The sequence below is a fragment of the Mesorhizobium sp. M6A.T.Cr.TU.014.01.1.1 genome, from assembly GCF_004022765.1.
Classification (GTDB): domain Bacteria; phylum Pseudomonadota; class Alphaproteobacteria; order Rhizobiales; family Rhizobiaceae; genus Mesorhizobium; species Mesorhizobium mediterraneum.
On sequence record NZ_RZPG01000029.1, the window covers coordinates 48,867 to 69,377 of the forward strand.

Consider the following 20,511-nt stretch of genomic DNA (forward strand, 5'->3'; position numbering starts at 1 on the left):
GCTCCTGATCGCCAGGTTGGAAATCTAGCTCAGGACAGTGCACGGTCAATGCAATGGAGCAATTGAGTGGGGCGATTTCCCGACTGGATAAAAAACGCAACCGGATTGTAGGATTCGAAATGTCGCCATCGTCCTTCGGACGCAAGCGGTGTGACGAAGCTCGAAAGAAGTCGCGCCGTGTCCAAACGATCTCGGGAGAAAAACATGAGCCTTTCCTATCGTTGGGTCATCGTCGCGGCAGGTGCTGTGATGACCTGTGTCGCCCTCGGGGCGATGTTCTCGCTGGCGATTTTCCTCGAACCGATGGCGCTCGACACAGATTGGTCGCGCGCCGGCATATCGAGCGCTATGACGCTGAACTTCCTGGTAATGGGCCTCGGCGGCTTCGCCTGGGGCGCCATTTACGATCGCTACGGCGCCCGCATCGTGGTGATGACAGGTGCGTTGCTGCTCGGGCTGGCGCTGGTGCTGGCCAGCCGCACCGGCTCGCTGCTTGTCTTCCAGATCACCTATGGCGTGCTCGTCGGCCTGGCGGCAAGCGCCTTCTTCGCGCCGATGATCGCGCTGACCGCCGCTTGGTTCGACACCAATCGCAGCTTGGCCGTTTCCCTGGTCTCGGCGGGCATGGGCGTGGCGCCGATGACGATCTCGCCCTTCGCGCAATGGCTGATCACGGCCTATGACTGGCGCACCGCCATGTTCGTCATCGGCGTCGCGGCATGGGCGCTGCTGGTGCCGGCCGCATTGCTGGTGCGCCAGCCGCCCAAGCCTGCCGCCGACGGCGCAGCCGCCGATATTGCCGCCAACGATACCGGCATGTCAGTTCCACAAGCGTTCCGCTCGCCGCAATTCATCGTTCTGGCACTGACCTTCTTTGCCTGCTGCGCGGCGCATTCCGGGCCAATCTTCCACATGGTGAGCTATGCGATGCTGTGCGGCATAGCGCCGATGGCGGCGGTCAGCATCTACAGCATCGAGGGCCTGGCCGGCTTAGGCGGCAGGCTTCTATACGGCGTGCTTGCCGACCGGCTGGGGGTCAAGCCGGTGCTGATTACCGGTCTGGCGATACAGTCCGTGGTCATCGCAGCCTATCTCGCCGTCAGCGAGCTTGGTCAATTCTACACGCTCGCCATCATCTTCGGCGCCACCTATGGCGGCGTGATGCCGCTCTATGCGGTGCTGGCGCGCGAATATTTCGGCCAGCGCATCCTCGGCACGGTGTTTGGTGCCGTCACCATGCTGTCCAGCATCGGCATGGCCTTCGGCCCGCTCGCCGGCGGCATGGTGTTCGATGCCTATGCCAGCTATTCCTGGCTGTTCATCGGCTCGGCCCTTGTCGGGCTCGGCGCGGTGGCGGTGGCGATCGCCCTCCCGCGGCTGCCGCGCAGGGAGTTGCAACCGGCGTAAGGATTGGCCGAGAGTGGGCGCAGGGGGTCAAAAGTGGACATAAACTATGCCGGCTTTTGTCCCCCAACTACGAGACCCGATCGGCAACGATGGGAGCTTTGTGCTCTGTTTAGGTCAGGTCTGTGGGCCCGTTTCCTCTTGATTAGCGATCGATCATGCTGCATTGCAGCGCGCTCACGCCAATACGAAGTGTGGATAAGTCGGGGATTCGGACGCAAAACTGCCAAAATAGGCAATTTCGGGCGGTTTTCGCGCATTTCGCAGGCGTACCTCACGCGACTATTTCAGTCACGTTAACATTTTGTGTTGCGGCGCAGCATTTTTTTCCTATCGTCGGGCTTGGGGCATTCGATGGCGTGAAGAGACTCTCCTTGGCAATTCTCCCTGGAGGCCCGGTGAAGCGTGGTGTTGAGGCAATCTGCAATCTGGTGGACCCACTGGCGGGGATTGGCGCAGAGCCATTCGGTCGCCCCGCCCGGACCTCTGGAGCACGCGCAAGACGCTGCGCTTCGAGCAAAAACGATCAGCCATGTTGCGCCGTCATCCGCAAAGTGGCCCGCGGCGAACGCGTGCGGCGGCGGCAATTTCGGCGGAGACATCCAACTGGCGGGCGCGGCCGATGAGACGCGACACGCAATTGGACGCGCTGAGGGCCATCGCGGTGACGATGGTGATGTATTCGCATTTCTTTGCGGCGGGAGGTTCTTCCTTCTGGGGCCACATCGGCGTGCGATTGTTCTTCGTGCTGAGCGGGTTTCTGATCACGCGCCTTCTTCTGGACGCGCGCTCGGCCGCTGAATTCGAAACGGCGCCAGCACTCAAATCCTTCTACATCAGGCGGGCGCTGCGCATATTCCCTCCCTACTTTGCCGTGCTGGGTTTCGTTTGGCTGGTCGATCTGGAGCAGTCGAGGGGATCGCTGGTCTGGCATGCGCTTTATCTGTCGAATTTCTGGTTCGCGCTGCGCAACGAATGGACGCCTTGGGTCCTTGCCCATCTTTGGAGCCTGAGCATCGAGGAGCAGTTCTATATCGTCTGGCCATTGATCGTGTTGCTGGCGCCGCGCCGGCGTCTTCAATCGATCTGTATCGGCGTCATCCTGCTGTCGCTGTCGTATCGCTTTTACTGGCCGATCGCTGGAAGTCCCGACCTTGCCCGCGACCTGCTTCCGCCGGCATCGATGGACGCGCTGGCGTCAGGCGCGCTGCTTGCAGTCTACCGAACCAGAACCGCAGCCTTGCCGCAGTGGCTGCGACTTGGCTGGCCGGCACTCGCGGCCGCGTTTTTCGTCTTGCAGTGGCTTGCGCCGACGCCGGCAAATCCCGTGCAGGAATGGGGCCGCTGGGTGCTGCTGGAAGTCCTGCCTCTCGCGCCGCTTGTAGTGGTCGTGGCGAGCTGCTCGTCCGGCCTTGGCGGTTATCGGGGGAGGCTTCTCGAACTGCCGCCACTACTGGCGCTTGGCCGCGTCAGCTATGGCGTTTACCTGTACCATCCCCTCGTCCTGTCGCTCGCCGTCATGTCCCAGCCTTGGATCCCGCTCAACGTCTCGGAGCAAGGACCGGGGCGATTCCTGGTTGCGGGAACGGCGACCCTCATCGTGGCTTCAGTCTCATGGCTGGTTTTCGAAAAGCCGCTCAACAGCCTCAAGCGCCATTTTCCCTATGTTGCGCCAAGAGCCGGCGCCGTCATCCCGACAGGCGTCAAAACGAACGGTGGCGGGTGGCTCGGGAGGACAGCAGGAGCCCGTTTCAGTGGCCCGCTTGATGGCCGCACATCATCCTTGGCACGCGACCTCCCGCGAACGGATCGGAGCTGACCATGGCCGCTCCCTTGGTGTCCGTTCTGCTGCCGATCTATAATGCCGGACCTTATCTGGCTGCCGCGCTCGGCAGCATCCTGCGGCAGGATTACGATCGCCTGGAGATCATTGCGATCAACGACGGATCGACGGATAATTCCCTGCAGATCCTGCAGAATTACCGCAAATCTGACGATCGCATCTCCATCATCTCACGAGAAAACCGCGGCCTGATCGCAACCCTGAATGAAGGGCTGTCTGTGGCACGGGGCGATCTGGTCGCCAGGATGGATGCGGACGATATCGCCTATCCCTGGCGCCTGTCGCGTCAGGTAGCGCTCTTCAATCAGCGGCCCGACCTTGCTCTGTGTGGCGCAGGCGTCGATTTCCTGCTTGGCAACCGCATCGTCAAGGGCTTGCCCGATCCGGCGCTCCAAGAAAATCTCCTTCGGATATTGTCGAGGTTCTTCACGATATTCATGCATCCGACAGTGGTCTATAATAGGAACGTCATAAAGGGCGGCGATCTATATTACGACGAGAGCTACAGGCACGCCGAAGATTTCGATCTATTCAGACGGCTTACCGACCGTTACCCGGCCGCAATGATCCCCGAAAACCTGATTGCCTATCGTATCCATGGCGATAGCGTGACGAACCGGCACAAGGGGGAAATGCGGAGGACACATTTGAAGATCGTGGCCGAGACCCTTGAGCGGGAAGGCCTCGCGCAAAACACGCGGGACCTGCGCGACATCGGCGATGCTGTCTCGACGGATACGGTAGGCCGTGCCGCCGAATGGCTTCTGGCACTGGAAGCGAGAATTTCCGGACTGCCGGCAGACACGAGGCCTAGCTATGAGGCCGGCACGCTGAACCTGTTCTATTTCCTCTACCAACTCATATCAGATGAGATGCAACCGCTGCTGACGCACGAGTTCCTGACGCGGACCGCGAAATGGGACCTCATTCGGCGTCGCGAGCGGTACGCATTGCGTGCTGGCGCTTACGCGCCGCGGTTCAGTCTCGTCTCGATGTCGGCGACCAGGCAGGTCGACGCCTTGTCGCGGTACTTGCAGTCCGTGCCGGCCGCAGCGGTTCTGCCTTCCCTCGGGTCGAGCTAGAATGACAGTCAAATCCCACCAGCTTCTGCAGCACAACCGCGCGACGATGCCTGCGCCCATTTCGGTCGGATCGCAGCATGGACCAGCGCCCGAGGTCAGCTTCATCGTCTGCACACGCAACCGCGTTGCGGTGCTTGAGCCTTGCATCAAGTCGATCCAGGCCGCGTGCCGTGCCCATCCTGCCTTCGCGGCCGAACTCGTGGTTGTCGACAACGGCTCGACCGACCGCACGGCAGAGCGCCTGGCCAGCATCGCCGAACTGTCGGACATTCCATTGAAGGCTATTTGCGAGGCACGACCCGGATTGGCTGCGGCCCGCAACGCCGGCCTGGCGCGCGCACGAGGCCGTGTGCTGGTCTTCGTCGATGATGATTGTCAGGTCCATGGTGACTACCTCAGCGATTTGCAGCGACACTATGCGACCGGGGAACGGGTCGTCCGGGGAGGCCGCGTCGAGATCGGCGATGCCAGGGATCTGCCGTTCACGATCAAGCGGTCGCCGGTCCGCGAGCGGCTTACATCGGATGTTCATCCCGGCGGCTTTGTCCTGGGATGCAACATGACGATGCACCGCGATGTTGCGGCCCGTATCGGGCTTTTCGACGAGCGGTTCGGCGCAGGCGGCCCGCTGCGCTCCGCGGAGGATACGGATTACCTCGTGCGAGCGGTGCTGCTCGGCATCCCGGTCGAGTATGTGCCTGATATGACGATCTTCCACCATCACGGCCGGCGAGATCGCAAAGCCATCGAAAAACTCCACCGCGACTACAGCATGGGCAATGGCGGGCTGTGCCTGAAACATGTTCGCCGTGCGCCCTGGCTGCTTCGCCATTTCTACTGGGCAGTCAGATCGGCTTTCCGGGAATTGGTGAAGGGTCCTGCGTTCGATTGCGAACTCAAGCTGTCGCACTGGCCGATCGTCGCCATGAATATGCTCGGCGCGGCCAAGTTCGCGGTGCTTTTGCTGGCGAGACGGCCAGAGGCGCCGCAAGTGCGGCAGGATCAGCAAGCACAGGATCAACAGGCAAATGCCGAGGCGAGGGTGAATACGCCATAATGCGACTGGTACCGCCGAGCCTGCCGATGCTGCGCCGCGCGCTTGGAAGGAAGCAGTTGCGGCTGCTTCCCGCCGTGGTGCTTCTCGGCCTTGTCAGCGCCGCCCTTGAAGGCTTCGGCATAGGTTTGATCATCCCCTTGCTGGGCATCATCATGGGGCAGGGGGATCAAGCTGGTATGGCCGGCTTTTCCGCCGTGTTCCAGCACGTCGGATCGAGCTTGAGCGAGCGCGACCGGCTGATCGTCATCTCGGCCGCCATCCTCGGCTCGATCGTCCTGAAGAACATCTTCGCCTTCGCAAACACGCTGCTGACGACTTTCATCTATGGCAAAGCCAGCCATTCGATCCGCAGTGCGCTGTCGGAGCAGTTGCTGAGGGTGGGTTACCCATTCTTCCTCCAGCAAAGTCCCGGACGGCTGCTCAACATCATATCCAACGAATCCTGGCGGGCATCGGATGCGATCCAGATCATGCTGGCGGCCATCGTCAGCGCCTCGGCTGCAATCATCCTGCTGGTCTTTCTGCTCCTGCTTTCCTGGCAGATGACGCTGTTGGTCACGCTGGGGCTGGTTCTCGTTCAGATCGCGCACGCTGTGCTGTCAGCCAATTTGAAGGCGCCCAGCCGCAGCGTCGCCTCGCGCAACAGCGATCTCGCATCGCAGATGCTCCACCTCGTGCATGCCGGGCGTCTGATCCGCATTTTCGGACAGGAGGCGCGCGAGAAGGCGGTATTCGATCAGGCATCGGATGGGGTTCGCCGCGCTGCTTTCGTCCTGCTTACACGCCAGGGCGCGTTGCCGCCGCTGACCGAGGTTCTCCACGCGATGCTCTTTCTGGCGGTGGTGATCGGCGCCTGGTTCGTGGGCGTGAGTTTCCCGCTGATCGTCGCGTTCGTCATCCTGCTCTACAGGCTGCAGCCGTATATGCGGGCCTTGCAAATGGCCTGGAGCCAGTTGCAGGGCCTGAGCGGATCGCTTGAAGAGGTGGTCTGGATGCTGGATCCATCCGACAAGCCCGAGCCTCCACAAGGCAGCGGACCCTTTCGCGGCCTGGGCCAGGGAATCAAGTTCGATGACGTGACCTTTACCTATTCCGGCAAGGACCGGCGTGCCGTGGTGCTGCATTCGGCGGCTTTCGAAATCCGCAGCGGCCGCTCGACGGCGCTCATCGGCCGGTCAGGCGCGGGCAAGACGACAATCGTCAATCTCCTGTGCCGCTTTGTCGAGCCTGATACCGGTAGAATTTTGGTCGATGGATCACCCCTCGACCAGATCGATCCCAGCCAATGGCGAAGGCATATCGCGCTTGCCAGCCAGGACCTCGAACTGGTGGACGGCACCATTTTCGACAACATAATCTACGGGCAGGACGCAGCCTCGGCCGGCGATGCCGAGCGCGCTGCAAGGCTGGCCGAGGCGCATGAGTTCATTGAACATCTGCCCCAGGGCTACAAGACGGTCGTCGGCTACAGGGGCGTCAATCTTTCAGCGGGCCAGCGGCAGCGGATCGCACTGGCGAGAGCCCTGGTGCGCGATCCCGACATCCTCATCCTGGACGAAGCCACCAATGCGGTGGACGGACTGTCGGAAGCGGCAATCGTCGAAACCTTGAAATCGAGGGCAGGCCGCCGCACGACCATAGTCATCAGCCATCATCACAGCACCATCTCGTTCTGCGACGACGTGGTGATCCTGAGCGGCGGCCGTGTGAAAAAGCAGGCGCCCTTTGCTGCGCTGGCATCGCTCAGCATGGATGAGCTCTATCAGCATGAACCGCTCGACTGACGAGGGCTGCGATTCTGCCTGGCGCGGTCGCGCCTTGCCGCGGCCAGCTGCAACCGGCGTAGGGGCGAGCAGGGCTGAGTGACGTCATTTGCCGGGCACGCCCGGGAAAAGTGTCATCAATTTCTGCTCGGCCGCCGCCCAGGCTCGGGCGTGGTAATGCCGCAGCAGCAGGATGCTTGTAACGAAAGCCAAAATTCCGGAAATAACCCCGAGCGACATTCCCGAGCCGATTACCGATGTTGCCACTATGCCCGTAAAGACGCCTGCGATCGCGCCGCTGATCGTACTCACCATGCCTGCGGTCGTCATGAAATACTGCAGGGGCGACGGGTTGAAGCCCTTGTCGACGAGCACCGCCGAGCGGTCATCATGCGTGGAATGGATGAGGTACTTTTGCATGATTGGCGCGATTTCGACGTAATAGTGCCGGATCCGCGCCATGCCACGAGCGTGCACCATATCCTCGATCGCAACCTGCACGGCGCGCACGAAGGTGACCAGACCGATGAAGAACAGGCAAGGCAGCAGGATCAGGCTGAACAGCACGAAAGGCATACCCATTTCCGTGACTTGCGCGACGAATGACAGCGCGATCGTTACGCTGGAGACCGACGTGAGGAACAGATTGGCGCGCTGGTTCGCTTCTTGAATCGTGGCTGCGCGGGCGGTCTGCAGCACGAAGTGCTCGGTTGTCATGCACTGCAGAACTTGCTGCGTGTTGTTGCTCTCTTTCGTCATTGCGTCCTCCTTGGCCGGCCCAACCACAACGCGACCAAAGGCGACTATGATCGGCCTGCCGGTTTTCCGCAGCCCACCGGGCGAAGCCGAGGGAGAACGTCGAGGAGTGCAAAGTGTTGCAAGGGAGCCTTCGGGTCGCAGTCGTCCGCGGCAGCTTTCCGCCCTGCCGCAAGCCAAGTGTCGCGCTGCTCTGGGTGATCCGCTCCTCAAGAGGCGGCTGCTTCGGGCACGCCTTCCAAACAAAGCCATTTATGCTTTCGGGCAGGCCAATGGAGCATGATCGGGGGCGGGAATTCCGGGTCCTCCAGACAGCCGACCGATACCGACAGCGCATCCTTCAGCCCTTCTGCCCGCATGAAAACGACCGACCCGCACGTGGTGCAGAATGTCTGCTCCAACCATTGCCCCGACGAGCCGGTTCTGCGCCAGGATCTGGTCTCGCCTTTCAGGCCGACAAGGGCGGAGTCGGCGTAGATCGCCCGATACGAGAACGCCGTTCGGTACATCGCTGGCACTCCAGGCAACTGCACGCATAGACGCGTCGCGGCTCTCCGGCGAGGACAAGCTCCACGCCCCGGCACGAGCAGGTCGCGGTTCTTCTCGTCTTGCCGCTATGCATTCGCTGGCTCCCGGCTCAGGCGCGGCGAGCCGTTTCGAAACAGGGGCGCGAGAGATGCGAAATCATCTTCCATGCGCCCGCGCGAAAGCGACTGTCGAAAGATCATATCCATGGCGCGCGGCATAGCCGCGTCGAGACCTCGCTCCTCGCATGCCTCAAGCAGGTGCTGGAAGGCGCTGTAGTGGGCACCCAATGAGGCGAGGGTTGCGTCGTCGCCGGCAAAACGGCGCGCATTTGTTCTATCCACCACGTCGAACAGAGCGGCATCGACGACCGGCTTGAATGCGGAAAGATGGCTCCTGAACGTCTCCAGGTCGAGACCTTCGGCCTCGGCGACGGCCATGCCCTGGAGTGCCCCGAAGAGCCCGCCCCACATCTGGGTGAGCAGAGCGGTATCGAGCGCAGAGGCCTGGCCAGGCAGCTCGCCGACATAGCTCGTGCCGCCGCCGAGCGCGAAAAGCAGCGGCTTGTGCTTCTCGTAAACGTCGCGGGAACCCGAATAAAGCAGCGCGGTCTCTGGTTTGCCTATGAAATCCGGAGTGGCCATGATCGCCCCGTCCAGATAGCCGGCATCATGCGCCTCCACCCAGCGCGCTTCTTCCCGTGCCAGACGCGGCGAGCCGGAGGTGAGTTGCACAACGGCTTTGCCGGCCAATGCCGAAGCGATGCCATCCCGCTTCAGCAAAGCATCGCTGGCGGTATAGTCGAGAACATTGATGATCACGATTTCGGCCGCCTGGATGCCAGCCTCCACGGAAGGGACGACCTTGGCGCCAAGGGCCGCCAATGGCTCGCATTTTGCCGCGGTCCGATTCCAGACCCACGTTGTGTAGCCGCGATCGAGCAGCGTTCGAGCAATGGACGAGCCCATTCGGCCCGCGCCGAGCACGCAGACATTTGATGTCATAATAACTTCTCCGATAGACTGATGGCCCTCTCGACGAGGGTCCGTTTTATGTTTGGCGCGCTCGATCCGAAGATATAAATTCTTGCTGCGTTGAGAAGTACGCACCTCGAGGTAAGCTATCGCCATCATGACAGGAGCTGCCAAATGAGGCGCAAGGAACCAGACAGCTGCGGTTTTGCTGCCGCGTTGCAGGCCATCGGCGGAAAGTGGAAAACCTCGCTGCTATGGGAACTGCACCTGCGGCCATACCGCTTTGCAGAATTGCGCCGGTTGTTGCCTGGCGTCAGCGAGAAGGTTCTCACGCAGCAATTGCGGCAGATGGAAGCCGACGGGCTCATCAGCCGGCGCGCTTATGACGAGGTGCCGCCGCGCGTGGAATACTCGATCACGCCGCTCGGCTTTAGTCTGAACGATGCGGTGACTGTCATGTCGGCCTGGGGCAAGCACCACGAGACATGGAAATCCCAGCGTAAAGCGGCCTGACGCGGGCATCGGCGTCGCGTCGGTTTAGTATCAACCGCGCGAGCGGCGGCCTCTCCTTTCAGTCGCGAAAGCGCAGCGCGTCGACGAGCACGGCGAAGGCCGGCGAGTTCTGCCTTCGGCTCGGATAGTAGAGGTGACAGCCCGAGAAGGGCGGGCACCAGTCGGCGAGCACACGGACAAGGCGCCCTTCCGCAATGTGAGCCCGCGCCAGATCCTCGGGCAGGTACGCCAGCCCAAACCCGGCCAGCACCGCGTTCAGCCTGAGCGCAGAGGTGTTGAAGACAAACTGCCCTTCCACCCGCACTTTGAGCTCGCGCCCGTTTTTCTCGAACTCCCAGGCGTAGAGTCCGCCATAGGTCGGCAGACGCAGATTGATGCAGTCGTGCGCCATCAGATCCTGCGGTGTCTTTGGTGGCTTGCGCCTGGCGAAATAGGACGGCGCGCCGACGACCGCCATGCGCATATCGGGCCCGATGCGCACGGCGATCATGTCCTTTGCCACCTGCTCGCCGAGACGAACGCCGGCGTCGTAGCGCTCCGCGACGATGTCGGTGAGGCCGTAGTCGACGACGATCTCGACCTTGATGTCGGGATAGTCCGGCAGCAGCCTGGCCAGAGCGGGCCAGAGGACCGTGTCGGCCGCATATTCGCCAGCCGTGATGCGGATGGTGCCGGCGGGCTTGTCGCGCAGCTCGCTCAGCGAGGCAAGCTCCGTCTCGATCTCTTCAAACCGCGGACCGACATTTTGCAGCAGGCGTTCGCCCGCTTCCGTCGGAGAGACGCTGCGTGTGGTGCGGGTCAGCAGCCGGAGCCCGAGCCGTTCTTCAAGCCCCCGGATCGTATGGCTGAGCGCAGACTGCGAAACGCCGAGTTGCGCGGCCGCCCTGGTGAAGCTTCGCTCCTTCGCCACAGCCAGGAAGGCAAGAAGGTCGTTGACGTTGCTGCGCGCCATTCATGAATCCACCTCATAACTTAATGCCCAATTCAGGCACTTAATTGCAAGGCCATGCACGAGCGCGGGGCCGGTTTTTTATCTGGTCAGATGAAGAAGACGTTGGCGGCCTATTTTTCCCGCATGGCTCGGCGGAAGTTCTGCGTGATCGGCTCGGCGAGGTAAGAAAGCACGGTGCGAGCACCTGTCCGGATCAGCGCCTCGCTCGACATGCCCGGCAGCAGTTTACGGCCCTCCAGCTTGGCGAGTTCGCTCTTGTCGATCAACACGGTTGCGGCGAAATACGGTGCGCCGCTGCGCTCCTCCACCATGCGGTCAGCCGACACGATCTCCACGACGCCGTCGAGTGGCGGCAGGTTGTAGCGGGCGAAGGCCGGGAAGCTGACGCGCGCGGGCTGTCCGGGGGCGATCGTCTCGACATCCTCTGGTTTGACCATAGCCTCGACCACGAGTTGTTGTCCGAGCGGCACGACTGTCATCAATGTCTCACCGGATTTCACGACACCGCCCGCCGTGTGGACCTTCAGGTCCATGACGATGCCGTCAACTGGTGCGACGACATTGGTACGGGTAAGCACGTCCTTGGCGGAACGCTCCTCCTGTCTGAGGTCAAACAACTCCGCCTCGACCTTGCTCAACTCCTCGACGGCCTCGTTCAGCCGCACTGTGTTGAGGTTCAAAATTTGCATCTCAATCTCGGCCATGGCGCTTCTGGCACGAGCGATTGCCGCGACGTTGGTAGCGCGCTCCCCCTCGATCGCCCGCTGTTGTCGTCTGAGCAACAGGTTCCGCTCGCGGGTGGTCAGCCCCTTCTTGAGCAGGCTCTCAAGGTCTTTGCTTTCCCCCTCGATCGCCTCGATCTGCTTGTCCTTGGTGACGATAAGCTCCTCCAGTCCCGTTATCTCTTCCTCGGTCTGGTGACGGCGCTGGCTGAGAATTTCCCGCTCGTCCGTCAGGTTGTGGTGCTTCGCCGCGAACACGTCGCGCTGCGCGGCCACCGAGTCCTTGACGGCGGTAGAGGGATTTGCGAGCAGCGCTGGGTCAAATGTGATTTCGGCCTTGCCGTCGCGCTCGGTCCTGAGGCGCGCGGCCAGTGCGTCACGCGTTGCGATCCGGTTCTGGAGCAGGTCAAGCTGCGCCTTCGCCTGTGTGTTGTCGAGCCGGATGAGAACCTTGCCCGCCTTGACGATATCGCCATTGGCGGCGTTCAGCTCCGCGATGATGCCGCCCTCGAGGTGCTGGATGAGCTTGCGGTCGCCGGCGACCTTGACAACGCCCGGCGCCACCGCGGCGCTGTCCAACGGTGCCAGCGCCGCCCAACCCCCGGCTACGCCGAAGAACAGGAACATGATCGCGACCCCGGTGCACGTCACGCCCATCAGACGCAGGGGTACCGGTTCCACCAGGGAGGGTGGAGGAAGGGGTAACGGCACGACGTTCAATTCCGGGGAACGGCTCATGCTTCTTTGACCTCTTTGATTTCTTTGACTTCCTTGACCACTTCGAGGGCTGGCAGCTGGGCTGCCTTTGGCATCTGGGTCACCTTGCGGGCGCGGGTGGCGAGTTCGTTGAAGACATGGTCACGCGGCCCGAATAGATCTTGTGCGCCGTGGTTAAGCACCAACACCTTGTCAACCTTTTCCAAAATGCTCGGGCGGTGCGAGATCAAGATCAGGGTCGTACCTGCCTCCTTGAGCCCACCGATGACCGTGGCCAGTGCTTGCTCGCCCTCGTGGTCGAGGTTGGAATTAGGCTCGTCAAGGATAAGGAACGCCGGGTCGCCGTAGAGCGCCCGCGCCAATCCGATGCGCTGGCGTTGCCCTCCGGACAGTGCCGCGCCACCTTGACCGATCTCGGTGGCGTAGCCCTTCGGTAACCCCTTGATCAGTTCATGGACTCCCGCCAATTGCGCGGCCTTGACCACGTTGTTGAAAGTTGCGGGATTGAGCGACGCAAAACGGGCGATGTTCTCGGAGACGGTGCCGGCGAAGAGCTCGATATCCTGTGGCAGGTAGCCGACATGTCGACCCCGATCCTCGGCCGCCCATTCGACAACGTTCATTCCGTCAAGCAACGCACGCCCCCCGGATGGGCGCCAGGTACCAGCCAGTATTCGCGCCAGGCTCGTCTTGCCGGCCCCGCTTGGGCCGATCAACGCCATTGCTTCACCCGGCTCGAGGTGGAAGTTGACCCCTTTCAGGATATGTTCGCCACCCTGTCGGGCAAGCACAAGGTTCTCGGCCACAAACTTGCCTTTCGGGCGCGGCAATGGCAGGGCCGGTGTGGCCTCCGGCCGCTGACCAGCTACTGCAACCAGACGCTTGTAAGCAGCCCGTGCCCCGATCGTCGCCTTCCATGTACCGATCGCTTGCTCGACCGGGGCCAATGCGCGACCCATCAGGATCGAGGCGGCGATCATGATACCGGGCGAAGCCTCGTTCTTCAGCACCAGATAGGCGCCGAGGCCGAGCACGGCCATCTGCAGGGCCAGCCGGAAAGAACGCGCGAGGGCCGAGATGACGCTGGATCGGCTACTGGCGCTAGACTGAGCATTATTTGCCTCGTCCTGCTGCGCCTTCCAGCTCTCGAGCAGGGGATTCAACATGCCCATGGCCTGGACGACCTCGGCGTTGCGGATCGTTTGCTCGGCCTGCATGTAAGCCCGCGTCTGGGCGATTGCGGCTTCCGCCAGTGGCTTGCGGGTCAGGTACTCGGTAAGCAACGCCAACGCGAACAGCGCGATACCGCCGCAGGTTGCCAGCCAGCCCAACCAAGGGTGCATGAGGAAGATAGCGCCTAAGAAAATCGGTGCCCAGGGTGCGTCGAGGATCGGGTAGATACTCGGGCTGGTGAAGAAGTTCCGCACCTGATCGAGGTCACGCAGCGCGCGGGCGTTGACCTGACCGGGAGCCGAGGCGGCGTATTCAACCGATGCGGTCAGGAGAACCGGTGCCAGCCGACCGTTCAGCCACGTCCCGACTTTAGCCAGAAGACGCGCGCGCACGACCTCCAACGACGCCATTGTCACGAGCGCCGCCGCCGCCATCAGCGACAACATCACAAGCGTTTCCAAGCTGTGGCTGCCCAATACGCGGTGGTAGACCTGGAGCATGTAGAACGCGCCGGTCAGCATCAGAATGTTGATGCCGGCGCTGAACCAGATAAGCGGTTTTATGGCGCGTCTGGCTTCTTTCATCACCGCCTGCAGGGCAGAGGGGCGTGGGGGTTTCATCATGATATATCTGCCCTGTATGCGGGGTTGACGCCTTGGTTTGTGCCGGTTTTTATCTCCACATGGGAGATGGGAGGCGGCATGAGCCGCCTCCCATTGCTCAGGTGTCAGGCGACCACGTCCACTAGAATGTGGGCCGCCGGGGTCGGCGTTGCGTCGCCGTCCGCGTCGGCAAGCTGAACGGCAAAGTCAAGGCTGGCGTTCAACGTACCGGAAGTGCTTTGCACAAACCCGATGTCCACGATCTTGAGGACGTCGTTGTCGGTCGGGTCGAGATTTTGCTGGGTACCCGCCAAGCTACCGCCGAGCGCGCCGGTCGTATTGACAAAGTTGATACCCGTGCCGGTCAGACCGTTCGCGGACTGCATGATCTGCACGCCCTGAATAAGGACGTTGGCATTGGCAGTGTAGTCGTTCTGCTCGATAATGATCAACGCGTCGTTGTTGGAACCCGAATACCCTGACAGGGAGAACTCGGTAGTGTACGGGGACGGTACAACAGCACCGCCCTTGAGGAAGTCCGAGTTCTGGATGTTCAAGGCGACGGTAGTCTCGGTGTCGTCCCCCGTGGAGGCCGTGCCCTTGGTGTCGACCAAGTCAAGGATCAAGACGAGGTCCTCGGCGTTGCCGATGCCGTCGAACTTCAGCACGATACCGCTAGCTGTCGTTGTCGGCTCGGTCCGTTCGTGTTGGATGCCCGGTGTGACGGGATCAACATCGACGCCGGGGTTCGGGTCGTTGAGCACTGCCGGCTCTTTGAAGAACCGTATCGTCAACAGTTCGCCCTTCTGGATCGTATCACCGGCGACACCATTCTCGCCTTGGGTTGCAGAAACCCAAGTCGTGACGGCACTGGTGGCCATGTCGTGGTTGGCACCGTTAAACGCGATGTCAGCGGTAGACCCTTCGCCGTTCTGCGAGAAGCTAAACGGCGAATTATTGGCCGTGAACTGCACGAGGAACGGGTTTGGATCACCATTCGGCGTCAACTGCGCCACGACGACTTCCGGGTGGCCCGAGTTAGTGTTCGGGTTCCGAGCGAAGTCTTGACTGGTGTGGACGACATCAAAGGCGAACCCGTCGATAACGTCGTTCAGGGCAATCGAGTAGGTGTCGTCGACCTTGTTAAAGATCAGCTGACCACCCGCCGTCGCGTCCTGCACACCCGCCGTGATCGGATCCTTGTCGTAATGGAACGAGAAGTTGAACGTCGCAGAGTTGGCGTCCTCCGACACGAGCGTAGCGTACGCCGGGGCGGCGGGCACATTGTTAACGTTCGCAAAGATCGCGGTGCCGTTAGACCCCGTGATCGGCGGTGTCGCGGTACCGACAAAACCGGAGAGAGCAAGCTGCACCCCAGCCACGTTAAGATTGCCGTCCACGAAGTCCGACTTGTCGTCGGAGTTGCCGGCGATGTTATCGGCACCGTTATAGTCCGGGATGTCGTTACCGATACTGTACCCGAAGATACCGGTAGCTGCGGCGGCCGGCGGGGACACTACGTTGTGCAACGTCTCGCGCTGGATGCCGGCTGCCGGGTCACCGTCGAACGGTGCCGTGATCGTTGGGCCGTCGTCGGTGAAGACGAAGCTCGTGCCGATATTGGCGGTGGCCTGAGCCGTGTCGCCGTCGCCGTCGGTGATGGTCGCCGTCAGCTGGATAAGGCTGGCGCTGGTCAACGTCCTGGTGTCGTTCGGATCGGCAGCGTTCGCGTGAAGCACCGCACGGGACTGGTTGAATGTCACGAGACCGTCAGCGTCGATGCTGATCCGGAACACTTCGATTCCACCGGTGATTGTGCCGAGGACGACGCCGTTAGCATCGACCGACAGGCCGACTGACAGACCGGTGAGAGTGTCAGTCAAACCGGATGCGCCGGACGCGGCCAGTGCGTATGTGATCTCGACAGGGCTTGCCGCACCGTCAGCACCACCGCTATGCGGCGTAAAGATGCCGGCAAAGCTCGTCGGACCGTCGTCGGTACCGAAGTTGGTTTCGTCCACCGTGAGCGTCGGCGGTGTGCCGTTTGCCGAGATGCTCGGGCCGTCGTCTCGGAACACGAAGCTCTGGGTAACGTCGAGGGTGGCCGAGTCCGGGTCGCCATCCGCGTCGGTGATGTTCGCCGTCACGGTGATGAGATCGGAACCACTCAGGTTGATCGGCTCGTTCGGGTCGTTGGTCGGGTGGACCACTGCCCGCAGTTGGTTGAGAGTTATAGCACCAGTGGCTTCGTCAAGGGTGATCTCGAACGCCACATCTGTGGTGTGGTTCGCCAGATAACCCTCGACGTTGCCGTCGCCGTCGATGCGCAGCAGGATGTTGTCGCCGGTCGCCGTGTCGTCAATACCGCTGTCCACGCCGTCAGCGCTGATGCCGAGTGCGTAGGCGAAACTGCCCGCGCCGTCGGTGCCAAAACTAGGCGTGAAATTGTCGGCGATGCTGCCGTTGGCGTCGGTGCTCAGGATAGTTTCGTCGACCTCGAGAGTCGGCGCAGAACCGGTCGTGTCGACCGACGGGCCATCGTCGTCCACGTTGACGTCATCGCCGATCGGCGTGTTGGTTTCGGCCAACACACGGATTTTGAGGATGTCACCGAAGTCTACTGTATCGTCGGGGTTGGGGTTGGCCGGGTGAGCCAGCGCCTCGAAGGTGATCGACTGCACCGCGGCCGATGTGTTGGTGGCGTTGGGGTCGAGGTAGAAGGCCGCGATAACCGGGTCGGTGATAGCACCGGAGGTGGCGAGCACGACGTTATGGTTGTTAGGGTCACGCCACAAAAAGACGTTGTCCCCGTCGACCGTCGTCATCGGGATAGTGTTGAGGTCATCAAGGAAGACCTGCGAACCGTCGACGGAACCGAACTCCATGAGGGCGATAGTTTCGTCCGCACCGTGGATCACACTGACTAGATCGGGCTGGCTCGCCGCCTCCACGTCGTCGGCGTAAGCCAACTGAGCCGCGTCGAGCCCGAGATCGTTGAGGTAAGTGAGAAAGGCAGCGGAGAGTCCGCCTGATATGCTGGTGCCTACGACGTCAATCTGGACGTCGTCGCCGTCCAAGCCGGTCTGTAGACCGGAAGTCTGGTCAAGTATCAAATCGCCGTTGATGATAGTGGTAGCCATAATGTTCATCCTTTCCGGATGGTTGACTAGTTCTACACATCGTATTCACCGTAGCAGCAGTTATGCACACGGCTCGGACTCACGCGGAGTCCACGTTCACTGTTTGTTTTGGGAAGACCCCTTCCCCTCTGTAAGGAAGATCGCGTACTGAAATGCAGCCCTCCAACTTCACTGTGCCGCCGATGAAGAGGACGCGTCCATTCGCGGTTTGATAGTGTTATGGTCAATGCCCCTACCTGATCGAACGATATACATCCTTCGATAGATTGAGCCGCGACAGGCGCTTGCGGATGACCGTGTTGGCGTACGGGCGATCGATATGCGGGGGTTTCCCGGCCTGCTGCCGGTATCGCGCTGACGCAGGCAGCCTCGCCGCCTGACCGAAAGTGAAGATCAAAGGCCGCTCTTGTGGCCTATTCCCGAGCGCCTTTGCCATGTGCCGCCCAGGCCAGCTCTGCCCTGCTGCCGAGGTGGAGCTTCTCGTAGACGTGGTGCAAGTGCATCTTCACCGTGCCTTCGGAAACATGCAGCCGTTGCGCGATGGTCTTGTTGCGCAAGCCACGCGAAACCAGGTCGGCGACTTCCTTCTCGCGCCCTGTGAGCTTGTGTGCGGCCTGGGGCAGCGATCGCGGCATCAGGAGATGCTGGAGGATGTTGTTGTCGACCCATTTTCGACCGGCCGCCACGACATTTACGCATTCGACAAGATAGCTATGGCTGATGCCGTCCAGCAGCAAGCCGTCGGCGTCGAGCTCCTGTATGTCCTTGACGCCGAACCCGCCGTTTGGTTGCAGGATGAAAATTATGCCCAGCGCGCTGTTCATAGTTCTCAGTCGAGAGGAGAGACTGGCCGTCTGCTGACTGGCGATGTCCACGCCTATGACGACAATATCAGGCCGATGGCGCTCCACATGCGGGACAACGTCAATTATGCGATGGCAGTTTGCCACAACGCTGTGGCCAGCCTTCCGCAGAACCCACTCCAGACCGGCGAGATAGACTCCCCGCGGGTCCGCAACAACCAAGGTTGACATGCGAACACCGTCCCCAAAAAAACGCACGATTTACTTAATTATCAATGAATCAAGGAAAGCAGAGCTCCAAGCGATTGTCAAGAAATCACTAATATACCTGTAGCTATAACAGTAACCCAGGCTAGGGCCATGCCGGGCCCGGCTGCCCTAGCCTGGCACGCATGTGTAGCATCGATACTACGGCTGATGCGGCGCGCTTTAGGCCGACCGGGTGCGCGCCCTCGTCGATCTGCTGGTGTCGGGCGAAAGAGAGCGCGCGCGTAGCGGCTGGTTTCCACGTCAGGCATGCTTGCTCCGGTTGGCCCAACCTGGACGAATGGCGGACCTCCAGCCGTCGCGCCATGTCAAGTTCTGCCCAGGCGACATTCAAGCAAAAACCCGCCCCGGCCTCCGGAGCGGGTCTGTTGCCTGAGGCGGAACTCAACACATGTCCGCACAGCAAGGTCGCCTTGAGATGCTGAAGATCTGGTTAACCGGCCAAAATTGATTCAAATCCACCTGTGGATATTCGCCTTTGGGTAAATCGAAATGGGCCATCCTTGTCGAACGGCGGGCAAAAGGAGAATCCATGACTAGCGACTTTGCCGCCGCCCACCTCCATCTTGAGCGAGCCTGCCACTATTTGCGCGGCGATGACGAGACGAGCAGCACGGCTCGTGCGGCTCTGGATGTTCTGATCGATGCAATTGTTGCAGCCCAGTACAAGCGTCCGCCCGCAGACGTGGTGGAATTTCCCAGAACGGCAACGCGGCGATAGTCGGCGAGCGGTCCAGAGAGCCGCACGAAACCAGCCGACCGATCGCCTGCGTCAGCAGGCGATTTCCCTCGGGACCGGAGAGGTCCAGCGTCCGATCCTTCTGATTATGCATTTCGAGCTCAAGTCGCACTCTTGCGCCTCTGTTCCTGGGATTGCGGCGGGCGTATTCTTGCTGCCGACCAATGCTCTGAAATTATCTCGGGGAGGAGATTGCGATGGCTCAGGCAACGCGTCACGACGCCTGGCAGGCGGGGGATAGCTACGACCTCTATATGGGGCGATGGAGCCGTCAGATCGCTCCACTGTTCCTGGATTGGCTCGATCCGACGGAGGGGCTGGATTGGCTGGAGGTGGGTTGCGGAACCGGAGCGCTGTCGGCAGCCATCCTGGCGCGCTGCAACCCCAGGGGCTTGGTGTCCATAGACCCATCGGAGGGTTTTCTCGCCAAGGCGCGGGCGAACGTGCCGGACAAACGCGTCGAATTTCTCGCAGGCGATGCGCAGGCGCTGTCTGCCGAATCGGGCAGCAAGGACATGGTCGTGTCGGCGCTTGTTCTCAACTTCATCCCCGACAAGGAAAAGGCGCTCGCGGAGATGGGGCGGGTGGCCCGCCGCGACGCGACGATTGGGTTCTATGTCTGGGATTATCCTGGCGGCGGGGTGGAATTCATGCGGGCCTTCTGGACCGCTGCGGCGGCGCTTGACCCCGGTGCTGTCGACCTTACCGAGGACAGGCGCTTTCCGTTCTGCACACAAGACGGATTGACCGATCTCGCCAGGAAGGCCGGTCTGGTTTCCGTCGACTCCACCCGGCTTGAAATGCCGGCCGTATTCAAGGATTTTGACGACTACTGGCACCCCTTCACCCTGGGTGCGGGACCCGCACCCGGCTATTGCATGAGCCTCGCCCCCGCAGCTCGCCAGAAATTGATGGAGAGGCTCCGCGATAGTTTGCCGCGCGGCGAGGACGGGTCCATTCCCCTGAAAACCAGAGCCTGGGCGGTCAAGGCCAAGGTTCGCTGATGATCGCGAGTCCATGTCGCGACGGACCGGCAGGCTGCCAACTATAGACTGTCCTGCGCAAAGTTCGGGTTGACCGGCCTTGCACGCGAAGCGACTATTCGCCTGGACAGAAGAGGTCGTCATGCCGGCGTCAGGAGGAGATACGATGGACGAGCCCGATCGGTGGCGTCACATGTCGAACGCGCCAAGGGATGGCAGCCGAATCCTTGTCACGGTTCGGCCGTCCGAGCAGGGACCGGCCGAAGTCGACCTGGCTTACTGGTCTCGAGCCGACCAGTTCGGCAGCGAAGGGTGGCGTGCTTCCGACTCGTCCCCGGGACGCGTGGTTGAATACGCCGAACCCGAGCTGAAATGCTGGATGCCGCTGCCGACAGCCAATCTGAGCAAGGGTTCATTGCCGAGCCCCTGGGACGAAGAAGATGTCCCGCTGCTGGATGGATCGGGGATATGAGGTGAGCGGGAAGGGCCAATTTCA

At 61.4% G+C, this 20,511-nt stretch carries 17 protein-coding genes; 9 read left to right on the forward strand and 8 right to left on the reverse strand.

Annotation, left to right across the window (positions count from 1 at the left end):
* Positions 1 to 204 precede the first annotated feature (204 nt).
* The 5 genes from EN885_RS26875 (at position 205) to EN885_RS26895 (ending at position 7,170) form a co-directional block, all read left to right on the forward strand.
* Positions 205 to 1,407, forward strand: a complete 1,203-nt coding sequence (locus tag EN885_RS26875) for an MFS transporter (protein WP_128335234.1) — start codon at positions 205 to 207, stop codon at positions 1,405 to 1,407.
* A gap of 619 nt (positions 1,408 to 2,026) precedes the next feature.
* Positions 2,027 to 3,223, forward strand: a complete 1,197-nt coding sequence (locus EN885_RS26880; protein WP_128242216.1) for an acyltransferase — start codon at positions 2,027 to 2,029, stop codon at positions 3,221 to 3,223.
* A gap of 2 nt (positions 3,224 to 3,225) precedes the next feature.
* The gene (locus tag EN885_RS26885; protein WP_128242217.1) at positions 3,226 to 4,329 is read left to right on the forward strand and encodes a glycosyltransferase; all 1,104 of its coding nucleotides are present in this window, start codon (positions 3,226 to 3,228) and stop codon (positions 4,327 to 4,329) included.
* A gap of 46 nt (positions 4,330 to 4,375) precedes the next feature.
* Entirely contained in the window at positions 4,376 to 5,386 is a 1,011-nt protein-coding gene (locus tag EN885_RS26890; RefSeq protein ID WP_245493152.1) for a glycosyltransferase, read from the forward strand.
* Positions 5,383 to 7,170: an ABC transporter ATP-binding protein gene (locus tag EN885_RS26895; RefSeq protein WP_164897924.1), complete on the forward strand. Its 1,788-nt coding sequence runs from the start codon at positions 5,383 to 5,385 to the stop codon at positions 7,168 to 7,170. Before EN885_RS26890 ends, EN885_RS26895 begins: the two co-directional genes overlap by 4 nt.
* Positions 7,171 to 7,254: 84 nt before the next feature.
* Here EN885_RS26895 and EN885_RS26900 read toward each other — a convergent pair whose 3' ends face one another.
* The 3 genes from EN885_RS26900 to EN885_RS26910 form a co-directional block, all read right to left on the reverse strand.
* Positions 7,255 to 7,908, reverse strand: a complete 654-nt coding sequence (locus EN885_RS26900) for a hypothetical protein (RefSeq protein WP_095489208.1) — start codon at positions 7,906 to 7,908, stop codon at positions 7,255 to 7,257.
* A 206-nt stretch (positions 7,909 to 8,114) separates the two neighbouring features.
* Positions 8,115 to 8,414, reverse strand: coding sequence for a GFA family protein (locus tag EN885_RS26905; RefSeq protein WP_245493147.1), 300 nt, complete (start codon positions 8,412 to 8,414; stop codon positions 8,115 to 8,117).
* A gap of 105 nt (positions 8,415 to 8,519) precedes the next feature.
* Positions 8,520 to 9,563: an NAD(P)-dependent oxidoreductase gene (locus tag EN885_RS26910; protein ID WP_245493148.1), complete on the reverse strand. Its 1,044-nt coding sequence runs from the start codon at positions 9,561 to 9,563 to the stop codon at positions 8,520 to 8,522.
* Between the two features lie 15 nt (positions 9,564 to 9,578).
* On the opposite strand from EN885_RS26910, the gene EN885_RS26915 reads away from it, so the two are divergent.
* Positions 9,579 to 9,917: a helix-turn-helix domain-containing protein gene (locus EN885_RS26915; RefSeq protein WP_065008584.1), complete on the forward strand. Its 339-nt coding sequence runs from the start codon at positions 9,579 to 9,581 to the stop codon at positions 9,915 to 9,917.
* A 58-nt stretch (positions 9,918 to 9,975) separates the two neighbouring features.
* Here EN885_RS26915 and EN885_RS26920 read toward each other — a convergent pair whose 3' ends face one another.
* The 5 genes from EN885_RS26920 to EN885_RS26940 all read right to left on the reverse strand — a co-directional run bounded on the left by EN885_RS26920 (position 9,976) and on the right by EN885_RS26940 (position 18,047).
* Positions 9,976 to 10,869, reverse strand: coding sequence for a LysR family transcriptional regulator (locus EN885_RS26920; protein WP_128242220.1), 894 nt, complete (start codon positions 10,867 to 10,869; stop codon positions 9,976 to 9,978).
* A 110-nt stretch (positions 10,870 to 10,979) separates the two neighbouring features.
* A complete protein-coding gene (locus EN885_RS26925; protein ID WP_128242221.1) occupies positions 10,980 to 12,329 on the reverse strand; it encodes an HlyD family type I secretion periplasmic adaptor subunit in 1,350 nt (449 codons plus the stop codon).
* The gene (locus tag EN885_RS26930) at positions 12,326 to 14,104 is read right to left on the reverse strand and encodes a type I secretion system permease/ATPase (RefSeq protein WP_128242222.1); all 1,779 of its coding nucleotides are present in this window, start codon (positions 14,102 to 14,104) and stop codon (positions 12,326 to 12,328) included. Before EN885_RS26930 ends, EN885_RS26925 begins: the two co-directional genes overlap by 4 nt.
* A gap of 104 nt (positions 14,105 to 14,208) precedes the next feature.
* On the reverse strand, positions 14,209 to 17,223 hold the full coding sequence (locus EN885_RS26935) for a DUF5801 repeats-in-toxin domain-containing protein (RefSeq protein WP_128242223.1): 3,015 nt from the start codon (positions 17,221 to 17,223) through the stop codon (positions 14,209 to 14,211).
* Between the two features lie 413 nt (positions 17,224 to 17,636).
* Positions 17,637 to 18,047, reverse strand: a complete 411-nt coding sequence (locus EN885_RS26940) for a response regulator transcription factor (protein WP_245493149.1) — start codon at positions 18,045 to 18,047, stop codon at positions 17,637 to 17,639.
* Between the two features lie 724 nt (positions 18,048 to 18,771).
* Between EN885_RS26940 and EN885_RS26945 the strand changes: the two genes are divergently transcribed.
* From EN885_RS26945 to EN885_RS26955, 3 genes are all read left to right on the forward strand, one after another.
* Positions 18,772 to 19,014, forward strand: coding sequence for a hypothetical protein (locus tag EN885_RS26945; protein ID WP_348631652.1), 243 nt, complete (start codon positions 18,772 to 18,774; stop codon positions 19,012 to 19,014).
* 215 nt (positions 19,015 to 19,229) lie between these two features.
* Complete coding sequence (locus EN885_RS26950; protein ID WP_128242225.1) at positions 19,230 to 20,036, forward strand: class I SAM-dependent methyltransferase; 807 nt, start codon at positions 19,230 to 19,232, stop codon at positions 20,034 to 20,036.
* A gap of 145 nt (positions 20,037 to 20,181) precedes the next feature.
* A complete protein-coding gene (locus tag EN885_RS26955; RefSeq protein ID WP_128242226.1) occupies positions 20,182 to 20,487 on the forward strand; it encodes a hypothetical protein in 306 nt (101 codons plus the stop codon).
* The last annotated feature ends 24 nt before the right edge of the window (positions 20,488 to 20,511 follow it).

Coding starts and splice junctions, on each gene's coding strand:
- EN885_RS26875 (WP_128335234.1), top strand. CDS start 205: ATGAGCCTTTCCTATCGTTGGGTCATCGTCGCGGCAGGTGCTGTGATG.
- EN885_RS26880 (WP_128242216.1), top strand. CDS start 2,027: ATGAGACGCGACACGCAATTGGACGCGCTGAGGGCCATCGCGGTGACG.
- EN885_RS26885 (WP_128242217.1), top strand. CDS start 3,226: ATGGCCGCTCCCTTGGTGTCCGTTCTGCTGCCGATCTATAATGCCGGA.
- EN885_RS26890 (WP_245493152.1), top strand. CDS start 4,376: ATGCCTGCGCCCATTTCGGTCGGATCGCAGCATGGACCAGCGCCCGAG.
- EN885_RS26900 (WP_095489208.1), bottom strand. CDS start 7,908: ATGACGAAAGAGAGCAACAACACGCAGCAAGTTCTGCAGTGCATGACA.
- EN885_RS26905 (WP_245493147.1), bottom strand. CDS start 8,414: ATGTACCGAACGGCGTTCTCGTATCGGGCGATCTACGCCGACTCCGCC.
- EN885_RS26910 (WP_245493148.1), bottom strand. CDS start 9,563: ATGATGGCGATAGCTTACCTCGAGGTGCGTACTTCTCAACGCAGCAAG.
- EN885_RS26915 (WP_065008584.1), top strand. CDS start 9,579: ATGAGGCGCAAGGAACCAGACAGCTGCGGTTTTGCTGCCGCGTTGCAG.
- EN885_RS26920 (WP_128242220.1), bottom strand. CDS start 10,869: ATGGCGCGCAGCAACGTCAACGACCTTCTTGCCTTCCTGGCTGTGGCG.
- EN885_RS26925 (WP_128242221.1), bottom strand. CDS start 12,329: ATGAGCCGTTCCCCGGAATTGAACGTCGTGCCGTTACCCCTTCCTCCA.
- EN885_RS26930 (WP_128242222.1), bottom strand. CDS start 14,104: ATGATGAAACCCCCACGCCCCTCTGCCCTGCAGGCGGTGATGAAAGAA.
- EN885_RS26935 (WP_128242223.1), bottom strand. CDS start 17,223: ATGGCTACCACTATCATCAACGGCGATTTGATACTTGACCAGACTTCC.
- EN885_RS26940 (WP_245493149.1), bottom strand. CDS start 18,047: ATGAACAGCGCGCTGGGCATAATTTTCATCCTGCAACCAAACGGCGGG.
- EN885_RS26950 (WP_128242225.1), top strand. CDS start 19,230: ATGGCTCAGGCAACGCGTCACGACGCCTGGCAGGCGGGGGATAGCTAC.
- EN885_RS26955 (WP_128242226.1), top strand. CDS start 20,182: ATGGACGAGCCCGATCGGTGGCGTCACATGTCGAACGCGCCAAGGGAT.